Annotated in this window: 1 protein-coding gene; it reads left to right on the top strand. The window is 74.4% G+C overall.

Going from position 1 to position 324, the window contains the following annotated elements:
* The coding region (locus DWY51_RS09410) for a helix-turn-helix domain-containing protein (protein ID WP_233504689.1) at positions 1-324 on the top strand (324 nt) is incomplete at both ends.

A 324-nucleotide genomic window follows, 5' to 3' on the forward strand; every position in this document is an offset into this window, starting at 1 on the left:
CAGGCACGAGCGGGACACGGTCCAGAGGATGCTGGAGCGAGGGGCCTCGTGCAGGCAGATCGCGAGGGAGCTGGGCAGGTCGCCCTCGACGGTGAGCGCCGAGGTGGCGTCGCACAGGTTCGTGACCGCGCCGAGGGAGAGGCGCGGCGAGCGCGTGGACGCCTCTGCCGACCTGTCGGCGGCATGCCCGCGCCTGGCCGCGTGGCCGCGATGCTGCAACGGGTGCGGCCGGTACCGCGCGATCGGCTGCAAGCGCCGCCCGCACGTCTTCTACGAGGCCCGCGCCGCGCAGCTGTGCGCGGACTCGGTCCTCGTCTCGTCGAG

This window comes from Collinsella sp. AF25-2LB (genome assembly GCF_003458415.1).
Classification (GTDB): domain Bacteria; phylum Actinomycetota; class Coriobacteriia; order Coriobacteriales; family Coriobacteriaceae; genus Collinsella.